We start from the raw sequence: 22,474 nt of genomic DNA, 5'->3' as shown, positions 1-22,474 counted from the left end.
CCGGTGCGGACGCTGATCCGACTCCGCTGGGGGGTCAGGGCCGTCCTGACCCTCGGCGTCGCGGCGTCGGTGACGGCCAATGTCCTGCACGCCCAGCCGCACCTGATCAGTCAGGCGATCGCGGCGTGGCCACCGATCGCGCTGCTGCTCACCGTTGAGCTCATCTCGCGGGTGCCGGTGCACCACCGCGGCCTCGCCGTGGTGCGGATCATCGCGACGGCCGCGATCGCCGGCATCGCCGCCTGGGTCTCCTACTGGCACATGGCCGGCGTCGCCGCCCGCTACGGCGAAACAGACGCCTCGCCGTACCTGCTGCCGCTGTCCGTCGACGGGCTGATCGTGGTAGCTAGTGTCTGCCTGGTCGAGCTTGCCGGCCGCATCGCCGTCCTCGGTACGGAACCCGCTACGTCTGAGTCCACTGTGGACGATGACGACGTGGACACCGTGTACCGGCCGACGAACGAGGAGGACGCCGCGATGCACGCGGCGTGGCAGCGCGGCGTCGCCGACGGGCGCGAGCCGTCCGGTGCGGAGCTGGCCCGCGCTGTCGGCCGGCCCAACGACGCCAGCGGGATCGGTCGCAAGGCCGCCCGCCGCTACCGGCAGCTCAACCGACCCGACGCAGAGGCCGCCTCGAACGGGCGGCACAACGGCTTCCAGCTACAGGAGACAAGCGCATGAGACGGCTGCTGCGCCGGTTGGCGCCCGACCGCGGCTCCACGACGGTGGAGATGGTCGGCTACACCGCCGTCATGCTGGCCGCGCTCCTCGTCGGTGTGCAGGCCGCAGCCTGGGGACTCGGCGAACTGGCGTGCCGGTACGCCGCCAATCACGCTCTTCAGGTGACCCGGGTGGAAGGCGGCACCGTGGCGGCGGGGAAGGCCGACGCGGCAACGGTTGTCGGCCAGGTCGGTGGCGGCATGGTGACCGAACCTGAGGTGACCGCGACCCGTGGCGCCGCGGCGGCGAGCGTCACCGTCACCGGTCACGCGCTCCAGGTCCTCCCGTTCCTCAAGCTGCCGGTAGGCGCCACCGTCAGCGGGCCGGTCGAATCGCTGGGAACACCATGACCGTCCACATGCGACACCGCCGTATCCGACGGGCCGACCGCGGATCGGTGTCGGTGGAGATGGCCGTCATCGTCCTACCGCTCGCCGCGGTCATGGCCGTCTTCGCCATCTTCTGCACCCGCCTCGCCGTGGTCCGCCTCGACCTCAACGCCGCTGCGGCAGCCGCGGCGCGGGCCGCGTCCATGGCCCGCACACCACAGGCCGCCACCGCTGCCGCCGTCGAGGCCGCCCACCAGAACCTCGCCGGTCACCGCCGCACCTGCGATCCGCTCGAGGTCGCCGTCGACGGCACCGACTACCGCCGGGGCGGACGGATCGCGGTCACCATCACCTGCCGGATGAGCACCGCCGGACTGACCGGCCTCGGACTGCCCGGCACCCTGACCGGATCGGCGACCGCCCACGCCGTCATCGACACGCACCGCGCGGTCTCGCTCGGGTCCACCGGATCGCGGGGGAGGAGCGGGCCCTCATGACGCACATCCCCGGTGACCACCGGCGGCGCCGGCCTCCCGGGTGGCTTGCGGCCGATCGGGGGTCGGGAACGGTCTGGGCGCTCGGCCTGGTCGTCGTCCTGACGCTGCTGTCCGGGGCCGTCCTCGACGGCGGCAACGCAATGGCGGCACGCGTCCAGGCGCTCGACATCGCCCAGCAGGCCGCCCGGGCCGGTGCGAACCAGTTCGACCTGGCCGTGCTACGGACGCAGGGCGTCCTACGCCTGGATCCGGCGGCCGCCCGCAACGCGGCCACCGCGTTCCTCGCCGACGCAGGCATCCCCGGGACCGCGACCGCCACTGTCGACCAGGTCACCGTCGTCGTCACCCGTTCGCAGCCGACGCTGATCCTGCAGGCGATCGGCGTCGACGCGATCTCGATGACCGCTACCGCGACCGCGGTACCGCAGACCGGTCCCTGACTTCTCGAGGACGAGCCATGCGATCACTTCTCTCCCGGCTCCTGCGAACCGGTCTGCTGCTTGTCCTGCTGGGCGGCGTGCCGTACGGACTTCTCACGCAGCTCGGCTCGCCATTGCCCGATCAGCTTCCGGATGTCGACCAGATCGGGCAGGCACTCGTCGAACCGGCGTCCGACGACATGGTCCTCGCCGTCCTCGCCGGGGCGCTGTGGATCGTGTGGGCGGCGTTCGCGGTCAGTGTCGCGGTCGAGATCGTCGCCGCCGTTCGTGGCGTTCCGGTGCCACGGCTGCGGCCGATCGCCCCGATGCAGACGTTCGTCGGCTGGCTGATCGCCGGACTCCTCATCGCCGCACCGCTGCTGACCGTCGCCACCCAGACGACGCCGGCTCCCCGCGTCACCGCAACCGCCCACCACGGCCAGGAACAACCCGACCTGACCCGCACAGCCGTCACCGCGACGGTGCAGCAGCCGACGTACCAGGTTGCCAAGGGCGACTGGCTCGGCCGCGTCGCCGAACGCTTCCTCGGCGACTTCGACCGCTACCCGGAAATCCAGGACCTCAACACCGGGCTGATCCCACACGACACCGGCCCGGACGGACCCGACCACATCGAACCCGGCTGGCGACTCGTCCTGCCCGCCGACGCCCACGATCGCGGACCCCAACGACACGCCACCGGCCAACTCCTCGTTCCACCGGCACAACCGAGTCCAGCGGAGCCACCCAACACGGACGCACCGTCCACACCGACCGATCCCGACCCGGACGGCGTCGTCCCCGACCCCACCGCACCCGGTGCCACGGCACCGGCCGGCAGCGCTACGCCGTCCCGTGCACCGTCCTCGCCCGCCGAGGAGGCACCCGTCGCCGACACCGGAGTCGACATCCCGGGCGGCTGGCTCACCCTTCCCCTCGCCGCCGCCGTGGTCGCCGCGGCGGCGCTGGTCTGGCGACGCCGTCGGCACCGCTACCGGCACCGTCCACTTGAGACAGACGACCCGGACGACCCCGACCTACACCCTCTCCCGCCGGCGGTGGGTCGGCTCCGCAACGCCGTCCGCACCCGGTCACCAGAGCTTCTCGACCCGCCTGCGCCGGCCCAGCCCAGCGTCACCGAATACGCCGGTGACGACCCGCCGGACCTGCCGCCGCCCGGGCCGAGCGGACCGCAGCTCGCCGGCATCGACAGCCCCGTCCCCGCCGGCGGCCTCGGCCTCGACGGACCCGGCGCCGACGCCGCAGCCCGCGCCCTCCTCGTGGCCACCCTGTCCACCGGCAGCCCCGACGACCCCGACGCCCGCGGCCAGGTCATCATCCCCGCCGATGCCCTCACCACCCTCCTCGGCACCGCGGCCGTCGACCTCGGCCAGATCCCGCGGCTGCACGTCACCGCAAGCCTGTCCGATGCCCTGACCCGCACCGAGGAACTGCTCATCGAACGGCGACGCATCCTCGAAGACCACGAAGTCGCCGACCTCGCCGGCATCCGTGCCGCCCACCCGTTCCACCCGCCCATGCCACCGGTGCTGCTGCTGTGCGAGCCGCCACCACCCGAGCAGCGCGCCCGACTGACCACGGCTCTGCACCTCGGCGCGCCGCTGCAGGTCGGAGCCGTCGTGCTCGGACGATGGCCGCGCGGCGACACGCTCACCGTCCAAGCTGACGGGCACACCGGCGGCGGTCGGCGGGTGGCCATCCTCGACGTACCCACGGCCGTGGAGCTGCTTGCGGTCCTGAAGGAAGCCCACACGGGCGAACCGGCACCTACGTCGCAGGCGAGCGGCTCCGACATGACGACACCGCCGGAGCGGCCGGTACCGCCCAGCCCGACGCCGGCCGAGCAGCCCACCGCGGGTCGTCCCGCCGCCGATTCCGCGCCGGTTGCCGCAGGCCCGGTGAAGGTTCGGCTGCTCGGCGAACCCGCCATCTTCGACCGCGACGGCAACCCCGTCACCGGCCTACGCCATCACGCCCGCGAACTCCTGGTGTTCCTCGCCGTGCACCGGTCCGGCGCCAACCTGTCCGACATCATGGAAGCGTTCTGGCCCACTGCCACCGTCCGCCGCGCCAGCCAACGCCTGTCCACCGAAACCAGCGACCTGCGCCGCCACATCCGCCAAGCCGCCGACGACCGCAGCGTCCAACCCGTCGTCAACACCGGCAGCCGCTACCACCTCAACCCCGACCTGGTCGACATCGACGTCTGGCACCTCGCCGACCACCTCCGCCACGCCTCCGCCGCCACCGACCCCGACGAACGGATCGCCGCCCTCCGCCGCGCCATCGACGCCCACACCGGCGTCCTCGCCGACGGCTGGGACTACGACTGGATCGACCCGGCCCGCGAACAGGTCCGCCGCAACGGCATCCGCGCCCGACTCCACCTCGCCGAACTCCTCGGCCCCACCGACCATCACGCCGCCGTCCAACTCACCCAGGAAGCCGTCGCCATCGACCCCCTCAACGAAGACGTCGCCCAACGCGCCATGCGCGCCCTAGCCGCCATCGGCGACACCGACGGCATCCGCGCCCAACTCGACCGCCTCCGCGCTGCCCTCGACGAAATCGACGAGGAACCGACGGCGGCCACGGTCGCTCTGGCAGCCGACCTTCAACGCGACGCCGCCACCGCACGATCGGCACGCCACGACTGACAGTCCTGCTCAGGGAGCGCGGCCAACGTTTCCGGCCAGAGAGCACTAGCGACCGTCACGAGCGGTTGGATCGCGCGGCGCAACTGGGTTCACGACGGTGGCGACACTGCCGAACGGATGGCTGGGCGCTGACGATGTCACATGTGTAGGTCACGCCGGTGTCTGTTGGGTGGTCGGATCGGGATTGCCGAGGAGTTGGGCGACGAGGGTGTCGCCGATCCACTGTTCATACCGGCCGGCTGTCCAGCCGCAGCGGTGCACGAGCAGGTACCAGGTGTCTGGATGATTCAGCATCCACAGGATGTCGGTCGCGGTGGTGACGTCGATCCGCGGGGCCAGGGCCGCGAGTTCGTCGAGCCGTTGGGCGAAGCCCTGCAGGACGGTGCGGAACTCCGTCTCGATCCGTTGCCAGAGATCGGCGATGGCCGGATCGGTGAGCGCGGCGTGGCGAACGACACGCATCACGTCGCCCGCGCGGTCCTTGGTCTGGCGCGACTGGTGGGCGGCTGTGCGTAGGAGGGCGTGGGGGTCGTCGGCCTGCAGTAGTTGGCGGTACCAGGGCCGGTCGACGACGGGAATCGGTTGTTCGTCGCCGCCGAGGCGGACGTCCCACAGCGCGTGCAGGACTCCGGCTTTGGTACCGAAGGCCAGATAGACGGTCTTGAGGGCAACCCCGGCCCGGTCGGCGATGGCCGGCATGGCGGTGGCGGTGTAGCCCCGATCGGTGAACAGATCCTGGGCCGCGTCAAGGATCGCGCCGCGGGTCTGCAGCGCCTGCTGCCGTCGTCTCGGGGACTCGTAGCGACGTCGGGGCTTGACGGGACCGGCCACTCGGCTACTCTACAAGAGTATTAACTACTCGGGTCGAGTAGCCAATGTGAGGAGGTAGCCGTGACGGTCAGCCCTGCCCCGGAACAGTTCGTCCTGATGACCCAACGCGCCCGCACCATGTGGGGGCTCGGTGACTTCGCCCGAGCTGGCGCCGAGCAGGTGATCGTGGGCGAACTACTGTGTCGGGCGATCGACATTCACCCCGGCGAGCGGGTGCTGGATGTGGCCGCCGGCTCCGGTAACGCCGCCCTCGCGGCCGCCCGCCGTGGCGCACGGGTCACCGCCACCGACTTCGTCCCGCAACTGCTACAGGTGGCGGCGCAGCGCGCTGCCGTCGAAGGCCTGGTGGTCGACATCCAGGAGGCCGACGCCCAGGCGTTGCCGTTCCCGGACGGTGCGTTCGACGTCGTGCTGTCCACCTTCGGGGTCATGTTCGCGCCCGACCAGGCACGGGCCGCGTCCGAGCTGGTCCGGGTGTGCCGACCGGCAGGTCGCATCGGCCTGACCGCATGGACGCCACGCAGCGTCATGGCCAGCGCCCAGGCCGTCGCCGGACGCTTCGCGCCGTTCCCGCCCATCCCCGGTGCCCGCAGCCCGATCGAGTGGGGAACCCAAGCCCGTGTCCAGGAGTTGCTCGGCTCGGGCGTGACAGACCTCGAGGCACAGCTCCTGACCACCGACATGTGCGCCGCCTCACCCGCCGCGCGGGTCGAATTCAACCGCACCTACGTCGGCCCCACCAAGGCGATCTTCGACCGCCTTGACCCCGCCGGGCGACAGATCCTCGCCGACGAACTGGCCACCTGCCTGCAGCAGTTCAACCGCGCCACCGACGGAACACTCATCGCACCGGCCGAATACCTCCAGGTCATCGCCACAAAGACACCCTGACCGCCGCAGGATGACTCTCACCTCCGACGTCCGACCAACGGCTGACGATATGCTCACCACCGCCAAGAGCGGGCGGTGGACGCCGTCGAGTGGAACGAGCTGGAGGAGTTCCTGTTCGCCCGGGCGATGGAACACGACTCGCCGCAGCTGTTCCGGCTGGCCGGCCAGTATCTGATCTCGTCGCGGATGATCCGGCCCGGGGTGATCCTGGTACTGCGGCGGGTGGCCACGGCGCGGGCCCGAGCCCGGGACGAGACGTGGACGCGGGTGGCACACCTGCTGACCGAGCGCCGCCGGGCGGAGCTGGATCTGCTGCTGGTCCCGGACGCCTACCTGGGTCGCGCACGCCTGGCCTGGCCGGGGATCGGGCCGACCTCACAGCGTGCCGAGGCGCTGTTCCGCTACCCCCTCGGTGCCGTTCGCTCCCAGGCGGTCTCGGCCCGCTTCGGATCGGAGGTCCGTACCCAGGTCTGCTTCCTCGTCCCCGTCGGCTGAGCCGGGGCGGCCCTAGCGGTCGGCGGCGGGCGGGCAGTGGGTGGATCAGCCCACCGGCCGCGGCGCCCACGTCGTCAGGTCGGCGGGGTCGCCAACCGGCTTGATGCCGGCGCCCAGCTTTACCCCGTCCTCCTCCCGCAACCGTCCGTCGTTCCCGAACACCGCGGCCTCGAACGGCCCGATACCCCCGATCCACAGCGACGCCGACTCCCAGCGGGCCGGACGACGGTTGACCGTCCGGTTCTGCTGGAACCCGGACGTCCCTGCCGGATCGATGTGCACCTCGACCTCGTTGCCGGCCGCCAGCACCAGCGTGAACCGCGACGACACCCAACGGCCACCGGACGGGTCGGGCTCGGCCCGGAGCCGCACCTGGCAGCCGGTCCACCGGGCGCCGGCCGGCAGCGCCGTCACCCGCACCGGCGCCACACACCGCTGGGCCCGGTCGAACCGGGCGGCGGCGGCGATCTGGCGCACCGTGGCCAGGTCCAGGTCCATGGCGGTCGAGACCTGCGCGTACAGACCGGCGACCGGTTCCCAGGACAGGGACTGGTGACGGTTCTGGACGCCGACCTCCGTGGTGAACGTCCGCCACGTCGCCGTCCGGCCGCCGACCTCCGTCTGCTCCTCGTGGTCCGGCCGGTAGGCCCCGCCCTCCGGGCCGGCCGGCAACGGGTCGGGGGACAACTGGACGTCGACGGTGAACGGGCCGGAACCGGCCCCTCCCACGATGGCGAGCGTGATCTGCTCCCGTCCGGCGGTCGTCTCGAACCGCCAGTCACTGAACCTGATCGCCGAGCCGTCGAGGTCGAAGTGCAGCACGCCCGGGTCGGTGCCGACCGCTGACGGCCGGTCCGCCGCCGTCGGTGACACCGGGTCGGTCGGCAGGTTCGTGTTCTGCTCCGTCGGCGGGACCGCGGGCGCGTCGTCGCGGTCGGGCCGGCCGACCGCGACACCCACACCGATGCCGACCCCGACGAGCGCGACCGCCGCCGCGACCGCGGTCACGACCGTTCGACGCCTGCGGGCCCGGCCGGCGACCACCGCGCGCCGCGTGAGCGTGTCGATGTGGACGTCCGGGTCGGGCCGGTGCCGAAGGGTGTCCACGATGCGGCTCTCCAGGTCAGTCATCGTCGATACCTCGCTTCCGTAGCGTCTCCAGGGCACGGCGGGCGTGGGTCCGGACGGTCACCGGTGAGCAACGCAGGATCTCCGCGATCGTCGCGTCGTCGTGGTCCTCGTAGTAGCGCAGGACGAGCACCGCCCGCTGCCGCGCGGGCAGTTGTGTGATCAACGCCCAGAGCGCGTCCCGTTCCGCGTGCTCGGTCCCGACGTCGCCGCTCGCCGGCCGGTCGGCGGCCCCGTCAGCCGGCATGGCCACCGGCACCTCGGTGTTCGAACGGCGCCGCCACCACGAGTTCGCCGCGTTGACGACCATGCGCCGCACGTACACCTCGGGCCGGTCCACCCGGCGGATCCGGCGCCATCGCTGGTACGTCTTGGCCAGCGCCTCCTGCACCAGGTCCTCGGCGCGGTACGGATCGTTCGTGAGCCGGGCGGCGAAGCGGACCAGTGCCGGCCCCCGCTGGGCGACGAACCGCGCGAAGTCCTCCTCCGGCGCCCGCTCACCGGCCACCTGCGCCCCCGTCACCATTCGCATACCTGACAGAGGTTCTCACCCGGCCGCCGCGTTGACACGATCCGGTGGCCGAATCAACTACCAGCGGTCGCGGGTGTTCGTCGGACGATCCGGGCAGGGTCGCTGAGCTGGGTCCATGATTCCGGCGGCTGCTCGGGCAGCGCCGGCAGGCGCTCGGCGCCGGCGAGTAAAGCGCCCAGACGCGGATGCAGGTGCGGCACTCGCGGGGGTTCCGGATGTCCCCGGCGGCGGTGATGGTGTCCAGCGTGATGTGGGCCAGGCCGAGCCCGCCGTGTTCGACGGCGTCGCCGAACTCGGCGAGCCTCGGGTCGAATGCGGCGGTGCACTGCGGCTGGGCCAGGTCGTTGATCTGGAACGGGGGCCGGATGGGGCCGACGGCACCGCGGCGTGTCCCGGCGATGGTGGGGTTGAGCAGCCGACCGAACGACGCCGCCCACAGCACGGTGTGGCCGTTGGTGGTGAAGTCGTCCCGGACGATAGCCGCGCCGCGCACACGTCTGCCGCCGTCGGGGCGCTCAGTGGGGGAACGCGCGTGGGATGCCGGTGGTGGGAAGCTCGTCGCGGAAGGCTTGGATACGCCCGATCACCTGGCGCCTGCCGTGGGTGTTCTCGATGCGGTCGAGGTAGAGGCATCGGGCGGCGAGTTTGGCGAGGTCGACGGTGAAGTAGATCGCCATCAGTGGATTGACGAACAGGGCGGTGCCGCTGGTTCGCCGGGTGAATTGGACGTCTCCGAACGCGCCGCTGGTGGCGGCGGCGATCTGGCCCTGGACGATGCTCGGCCGGGTCGGGGTGCCGGCTTGGGCGTCGGCGACAGCGTCGCGGTACAGCGCCGCTTCCCGGCTGGCACCCGGCACGGACAACGCGCCCAGGTAGCCGCCGTCGCGGTCGAGTGCGGCAAGGTTCTCCAGTACTTCGACGTGGTTGACGCCGTCGTGGGCGTCGATGCCGAAGCCGAGACAGGTCACCAGCTTCACCGGCACGTCGAGGCCGGCCACGGCGGCGACGCTGGTGATGTCCTCCACCGGCGTGCCCAGGTTGCTCTCGTCACCGCGCAGCAGGATGTCGGTACCGCCGTCGACCAGCACCACGGCGTCGATGCTCAGCCGTTCGGACAGGTGCCGGTACGCGGCCCGCAACGGCTGCACTCCGAGCGGGGGAAAGGCATACACCGTCGACGGCAGGTCGTGAGCCGCGAGCCACCGGGACAGCGTGCCCTCGGGGAAGTACCAGTCCGGGCTGGCAGTGTGTGGCTCGACCGCCACGACGTTGTCGGCAACCCATGCTTGGCGGTCGACAAGTTCGAGTTCGGAGAAGGACAGGTTCGCCAGGTGCACCTGCACGCCGCTGTGCCAGAGCGCAAGAGCAAGCGGCAGACCGGCGTACACGTCGAACCCTCCGCCGGCACCGGCGATCAGAACGCTCCGCGCCGGAGCCAGCGCGGTGAACAACGGCGGAGCAGCCAACGAGAACCCGTCCGGGGTGACCGGCAGCGCGGCAGGATCCATCACCGCTACATGATCAGCCCACGACGCAACCCGCACGCGACGATCCGGGTCAGGGGTGGCTCAACATGCCGATGAGCGGCGGTCACAGTTCTGGGCCGGTAGCTCTTTGCAGGATGCCGTTGGCCCACTGTCCCAGGTGCCGCGATTTCGGGTCGCGGACTTGTCTGAGACTGCGGGCCTGCTTGGCCACGGAGTGCACGGCCAGCACGAGGGCGATGTCGCGGCGCCAGCCCTCGATCAAGTCGACGGGGTTGCTACGCGGATCTAGCCGCTGAGGGAGCGCGACGGGGCGTCACCAGGTTGCTTGGTGTTGATCGTCTGATCATGACCGGGTCGTGGCGGTGTGCTGGCCGGCGACATGCCGCTGATCAGGGATGGTCGGCGGCGCGCACCGTGCCGGGCCGCAGTCGCTCGGCCAGCGTGTCGTGGCCGTTGCGGGCGGCGAGGTCTGCCGCGGTCAGTCCGGCCGGGGTGGTCGCCGACGGGTCGGCCCCGGCCCCGAGCAGCCGACGCGCGGACGCCGCGTAGCCGTGGATCGCGGCCCAGTGCAGCGGCGTCCAACCATCCGTGTCGCGACCGTTGACTGCCGCCCCCAGCTCCAGCACCACCGTCAGTAGCGGCGGCTGGGCACCCGAGCAGACCAGATGGTGCACTTGCTGCACCCGCTCGTGGGAGCACCCGGTCATGACGGCGATGTCGGCGTAGGCCGACGTCCTCAGTGCACCTCGACCACGAACCGACGCCTGATCGATGCATGTGTCCTACCGATCCGTGCCGACCAGCTCCGCGTAGACGACGACGTTGTTCAGGTAAGAGCTCCGCTGCCGGTCGAACTGACCTCCGCAGGTGACCAGTCGTAGGCCGGCGTGCTCTATGTCGCCGTAGACCCGTTCGGTCGGAAACTCTGCCTTGGGCACCTCATTGACAGCGGTCGTACGGAACACCGCAACGCGGCCGTCCGCCCTGGTGACGCTGATCTGATCGCCGGGACGCAGGCGACCGAGGCCCGCGAACACCGCCGGACCGGCTCGTGAGTCGACATGGCCGAGTATCACCGCAGGACCGATTTCGCCAGGCGTGGGCCCGTATTCGTACCAGCCGGTCTCGTCGGCGCGTTCGAGGGACGGAACCTCAACCGTGTTGTCCGGGTTGAGCCCGACCCGTCGAATCGGGGCGCTCACGCCGATCGCGGGAATCGCGATGCTTTTCGGCTCCGCCGGTGGCAGCGCCGCCGACGACGACTCCACCGGGCCGGTGGACGCGGCGACGCTGCCGGGCGGCAGGGTAGGCGATTCGCTCGCGGACGCTGCTCCGCCGGGCCCGGCCTGGCACGCCGTCAGCAGACCGGTGAGCAGGGCCGCCGCAACGGCAGCGGCCCACCGGCGGTCAGCCATGGAGGCCGTTCTCCGTTCCGCCGCCACCGGTCGCCGCTCCACCCGTCGGCTTCCTCTTGGCGTAAACCGCGAGCTTCGCGATCTGGCCGCCGTCGGGATCCGGGCACATGACGCGGACGCTGTACTCGCCCGGCTTCGTGTCGGCGGGCACCCGTACCGTTGTGGACCGGCCGCGTCCGTCCTTGGTCACGGTGGTGAGATTCACCTTGCCGAACACAACCGACTCGGCGGTGACGCCGACGGGATTGGCGCAGTAGGCGGTGATCCGCACGTTGCCGCCCTGTGCGACGCGCCACGGCGAGAGGGTGGGTTCATCCCGGGGGTACTCGCCGTGCGGCGGTCCACTCGGCGCGATCGACACGCTCGGCGAGGCCGACGCCGACGTGCTGGCCGTGGCCGACACCAGTTCCGGCGCCTGGGCCTGCGAAGTTTGGGCCGCGGCCACCTGGCCGGCCAGCCCCAGGACGACAGCGCCAAGGACGGCGCCGCTGATCGTGAGTCGCTTCAACATGTGGGCTCCCTGTCTTCGGGTTTCGCAGCCGGTTACACGCCGAGCCCGCACCGCCGATTGCGCCGCTGTGACAACCGTCACCGGGTGCAATCAGCGGTACCGCTCGTGCGTGGGGTGCTCAGGTGCCGCCTAGCGGCCCGGTCATCCACGTCGTCCGGGAAGAGGGGATCTGGTGCAGGAAGCCGGAGCGGCAGGGCCCGCTCCCGGGCACGCGCGGTCGCAACCGCTGCGGCCGGGCGGACCCGTCACAAGCCGGGACCGCGCGGGGTTCGACGAGTTCTACCAGATGTGGTACTCGCGGCTTGTAGCCCAGGTACACGCCTACCTGGGCAACCGATCCGAGGCGGAGGACGTGGTTCAGGAGGCGTTCCTCCGGGCATGGCAGCGTTGGCCCCAGGTCAGCCAGTTCGACGATGCCGTAGCCTGGGTCCGCCGCGTAGCGTGGAATCTCGCGACCAGCACGCTGCGCAGGCTCTCCGTCGCCGTACGAGCCCTGCGCCGCCAATCCGTGACGGTAACGCAGCCCGGCCTGAACCCGGACCACGTGGCCCTGGTCGCCGCGCTGCGGCGGCTTCCCGAGCGGCAACGTCTCGTGATCGTGCTGCACCACCTCGGCGACATTCCGACCGCCGAGATCGCCACAGACCTGGGCGTGCCGAAGGGCACCGTGGTGTCATGGCTGCACCGCGGCCGCGCGCAGCTTGCCACCCACCTCACCGATGCAGGCGAGCCTTCGACACCTCCTGGGCCTGCCCCACGCACGGAAGGACGGTGACAACGTGGTCGACCCGACTCCCGATCCTGATTCCGGTCCGCCGGCTGAACACGTAACCGCGCCGTTGTTCGCCTCCTACCGGGACAGCGCGCACGAGGCGTTCCAGGCACCATCGGCGACCGTGCTCGCAGCCCGCGCCCAACGGCGCGGACGCCGACGGGTCACGCTCGCGGCCGCGGCGGTCGTTGTGACGGCCGTAGGTGGCGTGGCGTTCGCCGCGACCGCCGTTGACCGCGGGCAACCCGACTTCACCGACCGCTCGCCCGCGCCGTCGAGCAGTGTCACGCCGCCGCCGAGCACGACACCGTCCCCATCGGAGTCGTCTCCGAGTTCGAGCCCGCCGTCGCGTAGCGCCACCGGGCCCGCTGCGATCGACCTCAGCAAGGTCGACTGGGGCAACACGACGGTCGTGCTGCCCGCGACCCGGGATGACAACGACTGTCCCGTCGGCCGGATCACCACCCGCGGCGGAAGCTGGCCGGAAGCCGATGGCCACGGTCGGGGCTCCATCAGAGGCAGCTACGCGGAGGGTGCGGCCACCCTGGGCGAACTCGACGGCGAACCCCGCACCGAGGCGGTCGTGTACATAACTTGCCTGGCCGCCGGCGGCGACAGCGGCGACTCCTCCGGCCAACTCCTGGTCGTGACGCAGCGCGGGAACGACCTCGTCGGCCTGGGCTACGTCGGCCCGCTGGCGCAGGTGTACGGCCCTCTACGAATCACCGATCGGAGGCTGGCCGTCACCGTGACGCAGAAGTACGGCGACACGAGCCAGCAGCGGACCTACCGGTGGAACGGAACGCGGTTCGTCCAGGTGGCCGGGCCCACCGCCTTCCCGTCTCCGCCCAGCTGACAGGCGGGGCCGTGACGCGCCTGACCCGCAGGGTGCCGATCGAGGAGACCCTCGGCGCGTCCGACGAACTCGCTTCGGCGTGCAAGATCCGGTACAGCGGGCTGAGCACTACACCGGCGCCGCCGGCGGCGAACGCCTTTGCGATGCGCGCCGGCGACCGATCGGCCTGAGCGCTGTTTTAACAGTCGTCTCAGGTTCGCTCGGTATGAAGCAGGCGACGCGGGTCTCGGCCCGGCCGGCATGGCCGAACGCGCCGCGCTCTACGGCGGCACGGTCTGCGCCGGCCCCGCACCGGACGGCGGCCGGATCGTCCACGCGAATCTGAAGGGCAGCCACACATGATCACCGTGCTCGTGGTGGACGACCAGCCGCTGCAGCGCTTCGGGTTCCGCATGCTGCTGGAGAGCACCCCCGACACCGAGATCGTCGGCGAGGCCGAGAACGGTGCCGAGGCCGTTCGCCGAATCACCGAGCTGCATCCCGACGTGGTGCTGATGGACATCCGCATGCCGGGCGTCGACGGGATCGAGGCCACCCGGCGCATCGCCGCCGCCGGTGGGCGTTCGCGGATCCTGGTGCTGACGACGTTCGACGCGGACCGGTACGCGCTCGCCGCGCTGCGGGCCGGGGCGAGCGGTTTCCTGCTCAAGGACACCCGCCCGGAGGAGCTGCTGGCCGGCATCCGGGCCGTCGCCGCCGGGGACGCGGTGATCGCGCCGGCGCTGACCCGGCGGCTGCTCGACGCGTTCGCCGACCGGCTCGACGATGACCGCTGCGGACCCGTGCGGGACGATCCCCGGCTGGACTCCCTGACCGATCGCGAGCGCGAGATCCTCGTCGCCATCGGCCACGGCCTCACCAACGGCGAGATCGCGCAACGGTTCACGCTGTCGGAGTCGACGGTGAAGACCCACGTCGGGCGCGTCCTCGCCAAGATCGGCGCCCGGGACCGGATCCAGGCCGTCATCCTCGCCTACGACCTGAGACTCACCCGGCCGATCTGACGCTTCACTTCGCGCGGCGGAGGGAGACCGTCATGATGCCGATGCACATCTCGTCGCTGGTGCCGTCGCCCCACACCACGTAGCGCGGCGGCAGCTTGCTCAGCTGCGGCAGCCGTTTGCGCAGCCCCGCGTCGTGCGTACACGTCACCCGCAGCGTGTCCCCCGGACCGATCTCCACCGGCGACGGCAGCTGCACCAGCCGCTGGTTGTCGAAGTCGAACTGCGGCACGTCCAGCACGACCTTGGCGTTCGGCGTGCCCGGGTTGAGTTCGACCTTTATGGCCCGCCCGAGCATGTGCATGTGGCCGAAACCGGCGAACAGCGTCATCGGCGCCTCCACCTTGTGGTCGCAGGTCTGGGTGCTGCCGGCCTTCGGCGCGCTCTGGCCGCACTCCTCCACCTGACGGTCCGCCATGTCGCCGACGTCCGCCCCGAACCGCTTCGTCACGTCCGCGATCGAGGCCGCCCGGTCACAGAGCGGACCCGACTCGTCGGCGGCGCAGGGCAGGTCGGTCGGCGCGTCGACCGGCCACGTGACGAGTTCCCGGGTCTGCGGCGTGCCGTCCGTCAGCCGCAGCCGCACCGCCGAGCGGTCCGACCCGGCCGGCTTGCCGTCGGTCGCGAGCAGGTTGTAGTGGATCTGGAGGACGAGCAGGCTGCCCGGCTCCAGCCTGTAGCCGGCGTCCTGGGTGAGCAGCGTCTCCGTGGCGCCCGGCGCCCAGGTGTCCACCCACGCCGCGTCCCCCTCTTCTACCTCGGCGCCGGCCACGCCGGTCCCGCCGAAACACTGCCAGCCGAGGCCGGGGGTCTTCGCATCCTGCTCGCGCACCGCGGCAGCGCCGCCCGGCGGCACCGCGTACACGATGGCGTGGTGCGCGATGGCGACGTTCTCCGGCGTGAACTGGGTCCCGGTCAGGAACGCCGCCTTGGTCAGGCCCGGATCGATCACCTGGCACCGGTACTCGTCCGTGCCGCCCTCCGGCGGCGCGGGCGTGTACGCCTCGGCCATCTTCAGGTCGACGAACCGCTCGCCGGCGCGCAGCGGCTGCGATGGAGCCGACGACCCGCCCGCGTGCGCGCCGTGCGAGCCGGTCGCGGCGGGCGCCGCACTGTTGTCGGCGTCCGACCCGCAGGCGACGACTGCGAACGCCGTCGCCAGCGCCATGGTGGCCACCCCGAACCTCCACAGTGGACTGTCAGGTTTCCTCATAACCTGAACGCTAGGCCCGATTCCGTCCCGTTTCGTCGTACCGCGGCCCCATCCTCGGGAGGGAGGTGGCACCACGGTACGACACGGGAATCGAGACCCGTCGCAATCTGGGCCCGAAGTCACGCCGGCGCAGGTCCGTCGCGGGCTCGGCGCTGGTACGAGCAGGCCGCCGCCGGTGACACCGACGCGGAGCATCAACTTCGGGAGATCGAGGAGTAAACCGAAGCTGTGACGGCGTTCGAGCACGCGGGTGGAGGGACGATCAAGACGTCCGGATCGGGCCGCGGACAGCGCGGCTGTGCTGATCTGGCCGCGATCCGCTCGCCGCAGTGCCGTCGGAGAGCTGACCGAAGCGAGGGCTGTTCCGCTCGACTTTGCAGGCTGAGGGTGGGCGCCGGCAGCGCGCGGTCAGCTTGCCGATCGGTGGTGCTGGCCGATCAGCCGCAGCTCGACGATCTTGTTGACGACCGGGTAGCCGCTGACCATTGGCCTGCCGCTACGGGATTCAATGAGTAACGCCAACCGCGCGCGAAGAGCCTGCTGGTCGGAGCGGTCGGTGCTGTTCCAAGTGTCCTTGACATGGTTGAAGTAGCTGCCGTAATCGTTGTGTCCGCCAGGCAGCGCCGTTTTGTCGAAGACCGGAAACAGAGGTGGAGCGATGAAATGCGCGAGCTTCGATGGAAACACCGCAGAGTTGCCCCGTGTCGGTTTGATCAATCTGGCAAGATCCGGTAGAGCGCGGACTTCATCCCACGTGACTGAGGTGATATCGCCGGATAGCTGCGGCTGAATGACCGTCTGCCAGATCGTCACCAAATTGCCTTGGTGCTGATGGAACAGCCGGTCGAGATCGGCCAGCCGCGCGCCTCGGGTGGCCCGCCAGTCGTAGAGCTTCCTTCGCGTGACGTTCCACCACGTCGAGGTGAACGCGCCGTCGGTGATCGCCTGTTGATCCGCGTAGAAGCGGTTGTGCAGGTCCGCAGGCCATTTCGGGCGGGTTGCCCAGAATGCGACGCCGTCGTCGAACTCTCGCAGCGGATCAGCGTCCATCGGCGCAGATTACAGGGGTCCCGGCCGCGTGCGGCCCGACTGGCGTACTGCTGACGGTCCAAGGCCATGGCCGCCGCCATGCTGGTGGCCGGCCGCCGGCACTGCTCAGCGGACCGGCCCGGAGGCCGGCCCGCTGAGCGCGGTATGCGCGGGCACGACGGCCGCATTGCTGACTTTGCAGTCGGTGATCGTGCTGTCGGTTCTCGGTCCACCCGCGCTGATTCCCGACCCGGCTCCGGCGGCCCTGAGCCGCATCGAGGTCCAGGACCCCTAGGTTGGACTGCTCCTGTTCGGCTGGTTGGTCGCGCTCGCGCAGTGCAACACGTCGCTGATCACACGTAGGACGAGGTACCCGGGCCGAAGTGCCAGACCCGCACCGGTACCGGCACGACGTCGAAACTGGTGACCTGACCGGTGATGATCCAACTCGGGGCGGTCTCGTCGCCCGGCTTCACGAACTGCGCCGCCGGCGTGGCGATCGTCAGGCTGAACTTGCCGTCCCCGTCGACCCCGTCGATCGAGATCCAGTTGCCCGCGAGGTAGCCGGCGAGCAGCGTGTCCGCCTGACTCCCGTCGCCGGACAGGTGCTTGAGCGCCGAACCGACCACCGTGATGGCCAACCGGTTGCCAATCAGCTGCTTGCTGATCTTGGTGGTCAGGTCCTGCTTGCGCTTGTCCTCAGCGCGGCTTGCCGCCAGATCAGAGCTGTCAACCAGTTCAACCGCCGTGCCGTTGTCGACCTTCACCGTGACGGTCGACCCGGGATTGATCTTCGACCGGACCTTCGGGGCAACCTTCAGCGTCGTGCTCGTCCCCTCCACGGTCAGACCCAGCTTCTGATCGACGATCGCCCGCACGATCGGAAGATCCTTCGCCACGGTCGTCGTGGCATGCTCCATGTTGTACATGACCCACCTCCTTGAATCGGTTGACGGGAGGATGGGTCGCTTGCCGGATTCGATCCCGCACGTCGTATTGCGGACACCGGTCCGGTCTCGACGCACATGCTCCGATGCACCGCCGCGTCCAACGGTGGAAGCGGCAGGATCCCGGCGAGCCGCCGCCCGTTCACCGCCAGCCACACGACCGACGCGCACACCTCTAGCGCGAACCGCTCGGCCGTGTTGATCTGCCCGTGGTAAGTGACCGGCCCATTCGTCGCTGGCTACTCAACGGTCAGCGGTCGGTACGTCCGAGGATCTGTGCGGATGCGGTAGTGACGAACGAGCCGACGGCGTCGCGGGACTGATTCTCGTAGGTCTTCAACTCGTCACGGTCGACCGCTTTGGGGATCGCGTTGGTCGGGATGTGCGCCTGGGCGGCAAGCGCGACGAGTTCGGCGTCGTCAGCGATCAGTTGGACCTGGAATCTGGCGTGGTCGAGGGCGGCACCGAGCCGGTCGCATTCCTCCCGGGCGGCGCGGTAGCCGGGATCGTCGTGGCCGGCGCCGCGTTGGAACCACAGATTGACGACTGCCCGCCGGTGATCGGTGACGGCGCCGGCGAACGCCCCGTAGACGGCCATGCGCTCCTGGCGCAGACGCTCCTGACGAGCGAACCGTTCGGCGCGTTCGACGGTCTGCCGTTGGAAGAAGTAGGTGGTGACGGAACCCAACAGGGTTCCGGCGACGGCGATCAGACTGGCGACCAGGACCTCCACAAGGACAGCAGCGTACGTCACCGTGAACCGGCCGGGAATCCAAGAGGCAGGTGCGCGCACATGCCGACGATCGGGTGTGCGGGTGGGCGAGGCTTGGTGGTCGTGGGCCGGTGTTCGGCCTTAGCGTGTGTGTCATGGATGACATCACGGCGTTGATCCTTGACGATCACCACCGGTTCCGGGTCGGGTTTGCCCGGTTGGACGACGCGCGGTCGCCGCAGGAGTTGGAGGCGATCTGGACGCCGCTCGCGCTGCATCTCGATATCCACGCCGATGCTGAGGAGGAGATCCTCTACCCGCACCTGCTGACGGACGCGGGTGGTGACGATGCCGAGGAGGAGGCCGACGACGCGATCCGCGACCACAACAAGATCCGGGACGGGATCGACGAGGCGGGTAGGCACCCGGTGGGCTCGGACGGCTGGTGGAAGGGGGTGTGGAAGGCGCGTACCGAGAACAGTGAGCATCTGGCCGAGGAGGAGGACGAGGTGCTCCCCGACTTCCGTAAGCATGCAAGCCGGGAACTGCGCCTCGAACTCGGGGCACGCTGGCTGCGTTTCTTCGGGGAACATCCGCAGGGCCGGGGCCTGTCGTTCGCCGACAAGGACCCAGCCAAATACATCGAGGAGAACAGCTGAACTAGTTGCTGGGCCGGCGAGCGGTTCAACGTCCGGTCTGGCCGTCGATCTGCTCACGGATGATGTCGGCGTGCCCGGCGTGGCGGGAGGTCTCGCCGATGACGGCGAGCATCACCCATCGAAAGTTTCGGGTCGTCCCGTTGCGGGTCACCGGGGCGTCCGCATCGCCGATCGCAGCGATGATCTCGTTGCTGGTATCGCAGGCGGCACGGTACTCGGCCCGGAGGGTCCGAACTGAGACCGCAGGATCGATCTGCATCGACCGCTGGCCTCGGGTGGCCTTCCGGCCGGCGGTGATCTCCTCGAACCACAGCGATTCGACGTAGGTGAGGTGCTGAACCAGCCCGGCCACGTTGGTGCCGGAGCCGACCGTACTACGCCGGGCGTCGCTCTCGCCGAGGCCGGCCAGCTTCTTCAGGACACCGGCCCGCAGCCCGTCAAGCGCCGCGCGGAGCTGTTCGACCTCGGGAGTCATGTCGGCTGAGCGTAGCGGCTTGTTGTCGTCGACACGAGCGTGGTGGCGTGGTTGGTCGCTCCAGCCCTGCGAGACCATCGATTGATGAGCACGCCGGATCACGCCGTCGCCTTGAAGTGGCACCCCGCAGGCAACAGTGGCGTCCTTTTCGGACGGCCGCCGACGGAGGTGTCGGTACGACTTCGAGTCAACGAGTCCCACGTGGACTGCTGTGTGGTGGCCGACACCGGGTTGGGATGAGCACTCTGCCAATCGGGATACGTCGCCATCCTTGTCTCTCTCGGGTCGGTGATCAGCGGGGGGAGATGCGCCGGCGGAACTCGGCGTGCGCGGACTGCATCACGCCGTTCAGGCGTTCCAGTTCCTCCTCCGTCGGCTCGCGGCTCAGGTGGGCGTCGACGTTGAAATCGTCGTCCTCGAGAGTGACGGAGAGGTCGGCCAGGAGGTCCGGGGGGAGCTTGGTGAGGACGAACTCGCGGAATGCGTCCTCGATGGTGATGCTCAGGTGGCCGCACCCGCACGTGTGGCCGTCGATGACGGCGGACAGGTGGCTGCGACCGATGATCGCCTCGGGGTGTACCGGATCGAGGACGGACAGGCCTTCCTCGATCACCGGCCGTGCGTCGGCGAGCCGGTTTTCGTGTTGCAGGAACACGCCGAGGGCGATCTGCGCACAGCCGAGGGTGTCGCGGTCGGTACTCTGCCGGGCCTGCGTCACCGCCTCGATGAGCCGCTGCTCGGCCGGGCCCGGCTGGCCGACGACGTGCAGCACGATGCCCCAGTTGCGCAGCACCTGGCTTCGCAACTCGGGCCGGCCGGTGCTGTCGGCGCGCGTGTACGCAGATCCGTAGGTGCGCAGGGCCGCGTCCGGATCACCGGAGTCGTTGTGCGCCATCGCCAGCCCCAGGGCGGCCATCATGGCATCCTCCGAGCGGCCCTGCCGATCGTAGGAGTCGAGGACGCGTTGGATCGCTTCGATCCGCTCCGTGTGATCACCGAGGTCGCCGCCAAAGTTCGCCTGCGCGGACAGTGCGTTGAGCGTCGCCTGGTGATCTGGGCCGAAACGGCCCTCCAGCATCGCGATCAGGCCGCGCAGGACGGCCTTCGATGGTGCCGGATCGCCCACGCCGAGCCGGCTGATCACCGAACTCACGAGCTCCTCGACCAGGTCGTCGGACAGCTGATCGACATGCGGGAACAGGGCGTCGTCGGATCCTTCCGCCGCAACGATCTCCGCTCGCAGTGCCACGGCCGGGGCGATCCGCTCGTGGGAGTTGCGCCGGAAGTTCTCGACCACGTCTTCGACGACCGGCCGGGCCTCGCGGGCGTTGCCGCGCTGCAGCAGGAGTTCGGCCAGCGGTTCGAGACCGAACGCGTAGCCGGCATGGTCACGGCCGTAGAACGCCAACCGGCCCTGAACACCCTGCCGGAACACGGCTTCGGCCTCATCGAGGCGGCCGGCCATCTGCAGCGCGGTGCCGAGATTGAGGCGGTAGGTCAGGTGATCCTTGCGGGTGTCGTCGGACGCCTTCGTCGCGTCGGCGGCGTTGCGAAAACAGTCGATAGCGCGATCGAGCTGATCGGAGTTCATCAGCAGGTTCCCCAGATCGGACAGCGCCGCCGCCCACCGCGCGCTGCCGCGGCCGTGCTTCGCCATGACTGCCTGCAGCTCGCGCACCAGCAACTGCTCGGCCTCGACGACGCGGCGCTGCCGCCACAGCTGCATGGCCGCCTCGATCGGACTCGTCACGGTCCTAGATCTTAGCGACGCCCGTCGCTCGCAATGGCCAGGTACGGCAGCTCGCCGTGCAGCTGCCGGGCCACCTGCTCATGGACACGATCGGGCCGCATGCGCTGGAGCCGCCCGACGCGCAGGTTCACTCCCACGGCCTCGACAAGGGCCGGGTCGCCGGGCTGCTGTCGGATCCGACCCGATCGGGCAGCAACTTGCGTTCGCAGGTCCGCAATCATCGCGGCAGCCCACGTCCTCGACGCACCGGAGCTCGCCAGCCACTGTCCCGCACTCCGGCCTTGCCTGAGGAAGTCCTGGCCAACGATCCCGACCGCGGCCACCACGCCCACGCCAAACGCATCCTCGGACGGGACGAGGATCCTGCAGCCCTCGCTGAGCTGGCTGGCCCCGCGATCAGCGCAGAGACTCGCTCAACAGCGGAGGGATGGGATCCGAGCCCTCCGTTCTGATCACTTCACCGCCCTCATTTAGCCGCTGGTCGTGCGCTACGGAGTGTGAGGGCGGGGATCGTCTTTCGGTCGGCGCCACGGGAACGGTAGGCCTCCACACTACGATGGCCGGCGTGGTCCGCCGTCTGATTCTGCGTGACCGGGTGAGGCATCGGTATCTGTTCTGGGCGACCTTCTTCCCAGGCGACGAGGTCCCGGTGCGGCCGGTCATCGTGGAATTCGACATAGCCGGCCACGGGAACGGCTTCTACTCGCGGTCCGAGGGTGACCGCGTGGGAACGCTGTTCCGTTACGACAACGAGGCTCCTCGAATCTACGCGGGCAGCCACCTCGACTTGCGAACCGGTGTGTGGCGCGACAGCGAGGCGCCGGTTCGAAACGTGTGGCTGGGCTCGGACTACGGTGAGCCGATCACGATCGCTCAGGCCGAAGAGATCATCGTCGAACTCGGCTTCCGGCCCGACCTGCTTACCGCCGAAACCGTCCGCGGCTGAACGACCACCGATCCTTGGACGAACTCCCCGCATTGAGGCTGTACCTCAGACCCTCTGAAGGAGGAGGGCAGCGCTGGGCGGCACCGCAGGATCTGTGAAGGAGCCGGACAGCCATTGGCCCGCAAGGATGGCGTCCGGCTCTTCGGCTGTGCTTGATCGTGGCCGTCCACTACCGGTCGCT

The 22,474-nt window shown here is 70.1% G+C and carries 26 protein-coding genes and 1 pseudogene; 13 read left to right on the top strand and 14 right to left on the bottom strand.

The window, feature by feature from the left end; genetic code table 11:
• The first annotated feature begins 3 nt into the window (after positions 1-3).
• The 5 genes from Vau01_RS65470 to Vau01_RS49440 are packed head-to-tail and all read left to right on the top strand — an operon-like array spanning position 4 to position 4,643.
• Positions 4-681 carry a DUF2637 domain-containing protein gene (locus Vau01_RS65470; protein ID WP_239152548.1) on the top strand — a complete coding sequence of 226 codons (678 nt, stop codon included), beginning with the start codon at positions 4-6 and terminating at the stop codon, positions 679-681.
• Positions 678-1,070: a TadE family protein gene (locus Vau01_RS49455; protein WP_204008018.1), complete on the top strand. Its 393-nt coding sequence runs from the start codon at positions 678-680 to the stop codon at positions 1,068-1,070. Before Vau01_RS65470 ends, Vau01_RS49455 begins: the two co-directional genes overlap by 4 nt.
• Positions 1,071-1,078: 8 nt before the next feature.
• Positions 1,079-1,546, top strand: a complete 468-nt coding sequence (locus Vau01_RS49450; RefSeq protein WP_204008017.1) for a TadE family protein — start codon at positions 1,079-1,081, stop codon at positions 1,544-1,546.
• Positions 1,543-1,986, top strand: a complete 444-nt coding sequence (locus tag Vau01_RS49445) for a pilus assembly protein TadG-related protein (RefSeq protein WP_204008016.1) — start codon at positions 1,543-1,545, stop codon at positions 1,984-1,986. Before Vau01_RS49450 ends, Vau01_RS49445 begins: the two co-directional genes overlap by 4 nt.
• A gap of 17 nt (positions 1,987-2,003) precedes the next feature.
• The gene (locus tag Vau01_RS49440; RefSeq protein ID WP_204008015.1) at positions 2,004-4,643 is read left to right on the top strand and encodes an AfsR/SARP family transcriptional regulator; all 2,640 of its coding nucleotides are present in this window, start codon (positions 2,004-2,006) and stop codon (positions 4,641-4,643) included.
• 150 nt (positions 4,644-4,793) lie between these two features.
• Here Vau01_RS49440 and Vau01_RS49435 read toward each other — a convergent pair whose 3' ends face one another.
• Entirely contained in the window at positions 4,794-5,474 is a 681-nt protein-coding gene (locus Vau01_RS49435; RefSeq protein WP_204008014.1) for a TetR/AcrR family transcriptional regulator, read from the bottom strand.
• A gap of 60 nt (positions 5,475-5,534) precedes the next feature.
• Here Vau01_RS49435 and Vau01_RS49430 point away from each other — a divergent pair, with 60 nt between their 5' ends.
• On the top strand, positions 5,535-6,365 hold the full coding sequence (locus Vau01_RS49430; RefSeq protein ID WP_204008012.1) for a class I SAM-dependent methyltransferase: 831 nt from the start codon (positions 5,535-5,537) through the stop codon (positions 6,363-6,365).
• A gap of 87 nt (positions 6,366-6,452) precedes the next feature.
• Positions 6,453-6,761: pseudogene (locus Vau01_RS49425) on the top strand (Tn3 family transposase); the annotation flags it as partial.
• A 144-nt stretch (positions 6,762-6,905) separates the two neighbouring features.
• On the opposite strand, the gene Vau01_RS49420 reads toward Vau01_RS49425, so the two are convergent.
• From Vau01_RS49420 to Vau01_RS49390, 7 genes are all read right to left on the bottom strand, one after another.
• On the bottom strand, positions 6,906-7,991 hold the full coding sequence (locus Vau01_RS49420) for a hypothetical protein (protein WP_204008010.1): 1,086 nt from the start codon (positions 7,989-7,991) through the stop codon (positions 6,906-6,908).
• Positions 7,984-8,514 (bottom strand): SigE family RNA polymerase sigma factor, encoded by a 531-nt coding sequence (locus tag Vau01_RS49415; protein ID WP_204008008.1) that lies wholly within the window; start codon positions 8,512-8,514, stop codon positions 7,984-7,986. The genes Vau01_RS49420 and Vau01_RS49415 overlap by 8 nt, the downstream gene beginning before the upstream one ends.
• A complete protein-coding gene (locus tag Vau01_RS49410; protein ID WP_204008006.1) occupies positions 8,486-9,013 on the bottom strand; it encodes a hypothetical protein in 528 nt (175 codons plus the stop codon). Before Vau01_RS49410 ends, Vau01_RS49415 begins: the two co-directional genes overlap by 29 nt.
• Before the next feature lie 22 nt (positions 9,014-9,035).
• Complete coding sequence (locus Vau01_RS49405) at positions 9,036-10,028, bottom strand: DUF1152 domain-containing protein (protein WP_204008052.1); 993 nt, start codon at positions 10,026-10,028, stop codon at positions 9,036-9,038.
• Positions 10,029-10,396: 368 nt separating this feature from the next.
• On the bottom strand, positions 10,397-10,714 hold the full coding sequence (locus tag Vau01_RS49400) for an ankyrin repeat domain-containing protein (protein WP_373320431.1): 318 nt from the start codon (positions 10,712-10,714) through the stop codon (positions 10,397-10,399).
• Positions 10,715-10,789: 75 nt separating this feature from the next.
• Entirely contained in the window at positions 10,790-11,422 is a 633-nt protein-coding gene (locus tag Vau01_RS49395) for a class F sortase (RefSeq protein ID WP_204008002.1), read from the bottom strand.
• On the bottom strand, positions 11,415-11,933 hold the full coding sequence (locus tag Vau01_RS49390; RefSeq protein ID WP_204008000.1) for a hypothetical protein: 519 nt from the start codon (positions 11,931-11,933) through the stop codon (positions 11,415-11,417). The genes Vau01_RS49395 and Vau01_RS49390 overlap by 8 nt, the downstream gene beginning before the upstream one ends.
• 172 nt (positions 11,934-12,105) lie before the next feature.
• On the opposite strand from Vau01_RS49390, the gene Vau01_RS49385 reads away from it, so the two are divergent.
• From Vau01_RS49385 to Vau01_RS49370, 4 genes are all read left to right on the top strand, one after another.
• On the top strand, positions 12,106-12,708 hold the full coding sequence (locus Vau01_RS49385) for an RNA polymerase sigma factor (protein ID WP_373320430.1): 603 nt from the start codon (positions 12,106-12,108) through the stop codon (positions 12,706-12,708).
• Positions 12,709-12,712: 4 nt separating this feature from the next.
• Positions 12,713-13,561, top strand: coding sequence for a hypothetical protein (locus Vau01_RS49380; protein ID WP_204007996.1), 849 nt, complete (start codon positions 12,713-12,715; stop codon positions 13,559-13,561).
• An 11-nt stretch (positions 13,562-13,572) separates the two neighbouring features.
• Entirely contained in the window at positions 13,573-13,731 is a 159-nt protein-coding gene (locus Vau01_RS49375) for a hypothetical protein (RefSeq protein ID WP_204007994.1), read from the top strand.
• Positions 13,732-13,899: 168 nt separating this feature from the next.
• A complete protein-coding gene (locus tag Vau01_RS49370) occupies positions 13,900-14,565 on the top strand; it encodes a response regulator (RefSeq protein ID WP_204007992.1) in 666 nt (221 codons plus the stop codon).
• Positions 14,566-14,569: 4 nt separating this feature from the next.
• On the opposite strand, the gene Vau01_RS49365 is transcribed toward Vau01_RS49370, so the two are convergent.
• The 4 genes from Vau01_RS49365 to kilB all read right to left on the bottom strand — a co-directional run bounded on the left by Vau01_RS49365 (position 14,570) and on the right by kilB (position 18,484).
• Entirely contained in the window at positions 14,570-15,775 is a 1,206-nt protein-coding gene (locus tag Vau01_RS49365; RefSeq protein WP_239152544.1) for a monooxygenase, read from the bottom strand.
• Positions 15,776-16,183: 408 nt separating this feature from the next.
• Positions 16,184-16,825, bottom strand: a complete 642-nt coding sequence (locus Vau01_RS49360; protein ID WP_204007990.1) for a hypothetical protein — start codon at positions 16,823-16,825, stop codon at positions 16,184-16,186.
• Positions 16,826-17,157: 332 nt separating this feature from the next.
• Positions 17,158-17,922 carry a hypothetical protein gene (locus Vau01_RS49355; RefSeq protein WP_204007988.1) on the bottom strand — a complete coding sequence of 255 codons (765 nt, stop codon included), beginning with the start codon at positions 17,920-17,922 and terminating at the stop codon, positions 17,158-17,160.
• Positions 17,923-18,001: 79 nt separating this feature from the next.
• On the bottom strand, positions 18,002-18,484 hold the full coding sequence (kilB, locus tag Vau01_RS49350; protein WP_204007987.1) for a plasmid transfer protein KilB: 483 nt from the start codon (positions 18,482-18,484) through the stop codon (positions 18,002-18,004).
• Positions 18,485-18,618: 134 nt separating this feature from the next.
• Between kilB and Vau01_RS49345 the strand changes: the two genes are divergently transcribed.
• Positions 18,619-19,122, top strand: a complete 504-nt coding sequence (locus tag Vau01_RS49345) for a hemerythrin domain-containing protein (RefSeq protein ID WP_239152542.1) — start codon at positions 18,619-18,621, stop codon at positions 19,120-19,122.
• 25 nt (positions 19,123-19,147) lie between these two features.
• Here the strand turns inward: Vau01_RS49345 and Vau01_RS49340 are convergent, their stop codons facing one another.
• Together Vau01_RS49340 and Vau01_RS49335 are read right to left on the bottom strand one after the other, a co-directional pair.
• Positions 19,148-19,699, bottom strand: a complete 552-nt coding sequence (locus tag Vau01_RS49340; RefSeq protein ID WP_204007986.1) for a DinB family protein — start codon at positions 19,697-19,699, stop codon at positions 19,148-19,150.
• Between the two features lie 190 nt (positions 19,700-19,889).
• The gene (locus tag Vau01_RS49335) at positions 19,890-21,347 is read right to left on the bottom strand and encodes a tetratricopeptide repeat protein (protein ID WP_204007985.1); all 1,458 of its coding nucleotides are present in this window, start codon (positions 21,345-21,347) and stop codon (positions 19,890-19,892) included.
• A gap of 565 nt (positions 21,348-21,912) precedes the next feature.
• Here Vau01_RS49335 and Vau01_RS49330 point away from each other — a divergent pair.
• Positions 21,913-22,293, top strand: a complete 381-nt coding sequence (locus Vau01_RS49330; protein ID WP_204007984.1) for a hypothetical protein — start codon at positions 21,913-21,915, stop codon at positions 22,291-22,293.
• Positions 22,294-22,474: the final 181 nt, after the last annotated feature.

Source organism: Virgisporangium aurantiacum (assembly GCF_016863635.1).
GTDB classification, from domain to species: Bacteria; Actinomycetota; Actinomycetes; order Mycobacteriales; family Micromonosporaceae; genus Virgisporangium; species Virgisporangium aurantiacum.
Note: the sequence above shows the minus strand (reverse complement) of the source record. Positions and strands in the feature narration are given on the sequence as shown.

Bases quoted from the DNA above. Each gene is read 5' to 3' on its own strand.
- Vau01_RS49455 (WP_204008018.1), top strand. From the start codon at position 678: ATGAGACGGCTGCTGCGCCGGTTGGCGCCCGACCGCGGCTCCACGACG.
- Vau01_RS49450 (WP_204008017.1), top strand. From the start codon at position 1,079: ATGCGACACCGCCGTATCCGACGGGCCGACCGCGGATCGGTGTCGGTG.
- Vau01_RS49445 (WP_204008016.1), top strand. From the start codon at position 1,543: ATGACGCACATCCCCGGTGACCACCGGCGGCGCCGGCCTCCCGGGTGG.
- Vau01_RS49440 (WP_204008015.1), top strand. From the start codon at position 2,004: ATGCGATCACTTCTCTCCCGGCTCCTGCGAACCGGTCTGCTGCTTGTC.
- Vau01_RS49420 (WP_204008010.1), bottom strand. From the start codon at position 7,991: ATGACTGACCTGGAGAGCCGCATCGTGGACACCCTTCGGCACCGGCCC.
- Vau01_RS49415 (WP_204008008.1), bottom strand. From the start codon at position 8,514: ATGGTGACGGGGGCGCAGGTGGCCGGTGAGCGGGCGCCGGAGGAGGAC.
- Vau01_RS49405 (WP_204008052.1), bottom strand. From the start codon at position 10,028: ATGGATCCTGCCGCGCTGCCGGTCACCCCGGACGGGTTCTCGTTGGCT.
- Vau01_RS49400 (WP_373320431.1), bottom strand. From the start codon at position 10,714: ATGACCGGGTGCTCCCACGAGCGGGTGCAGCAAGTGCACCATCTGGTC.
- Vau01_RS49395 (WP_204008002.1), bottom strand. From the start codon at position 11,422: ATGGCTGACCGCCGGTGGGCCGCTGCCGTTGCGGCGGCCCTGCTCACC.
- Vau01_RS49390 (WP_204008000.1), bottom strand. From the start codon at position 11,933: ATGTTGAAGCGACTCACGATCAGCGGCGCCGTCCTTGGCGCTGTCGTC.
- Vau01_RS49370 (WP_204007992.1), top strand. From the start codon at position 13,900: ATGATCACCGTGCTCGTGGTGGACGACCAGCCGCTGCAGCGCTTCGGG.
- Vau01_RS49365 (WP_239152544.1), bottom strand. From the start codon at position 15,775: ATGAGGAAACCTGACAGTCCACTGTGGAGGTTCGGGGTGGCCACCATG.
- Vau01_RS49360 (WP_204007990.1), bottom strand. From the start codon at position 16,825: ATGGACGCTGATCCGCTGCGAGAGTTCGACGACGGCGTCGCATTCTGG.
- Vau01_RS49345 (WP_239152542.1), top strand. From the start codon at position 18,619: ATGGATGACATCACGGCGTTGATCCTTGACGATCACCACCGGTTCCGG.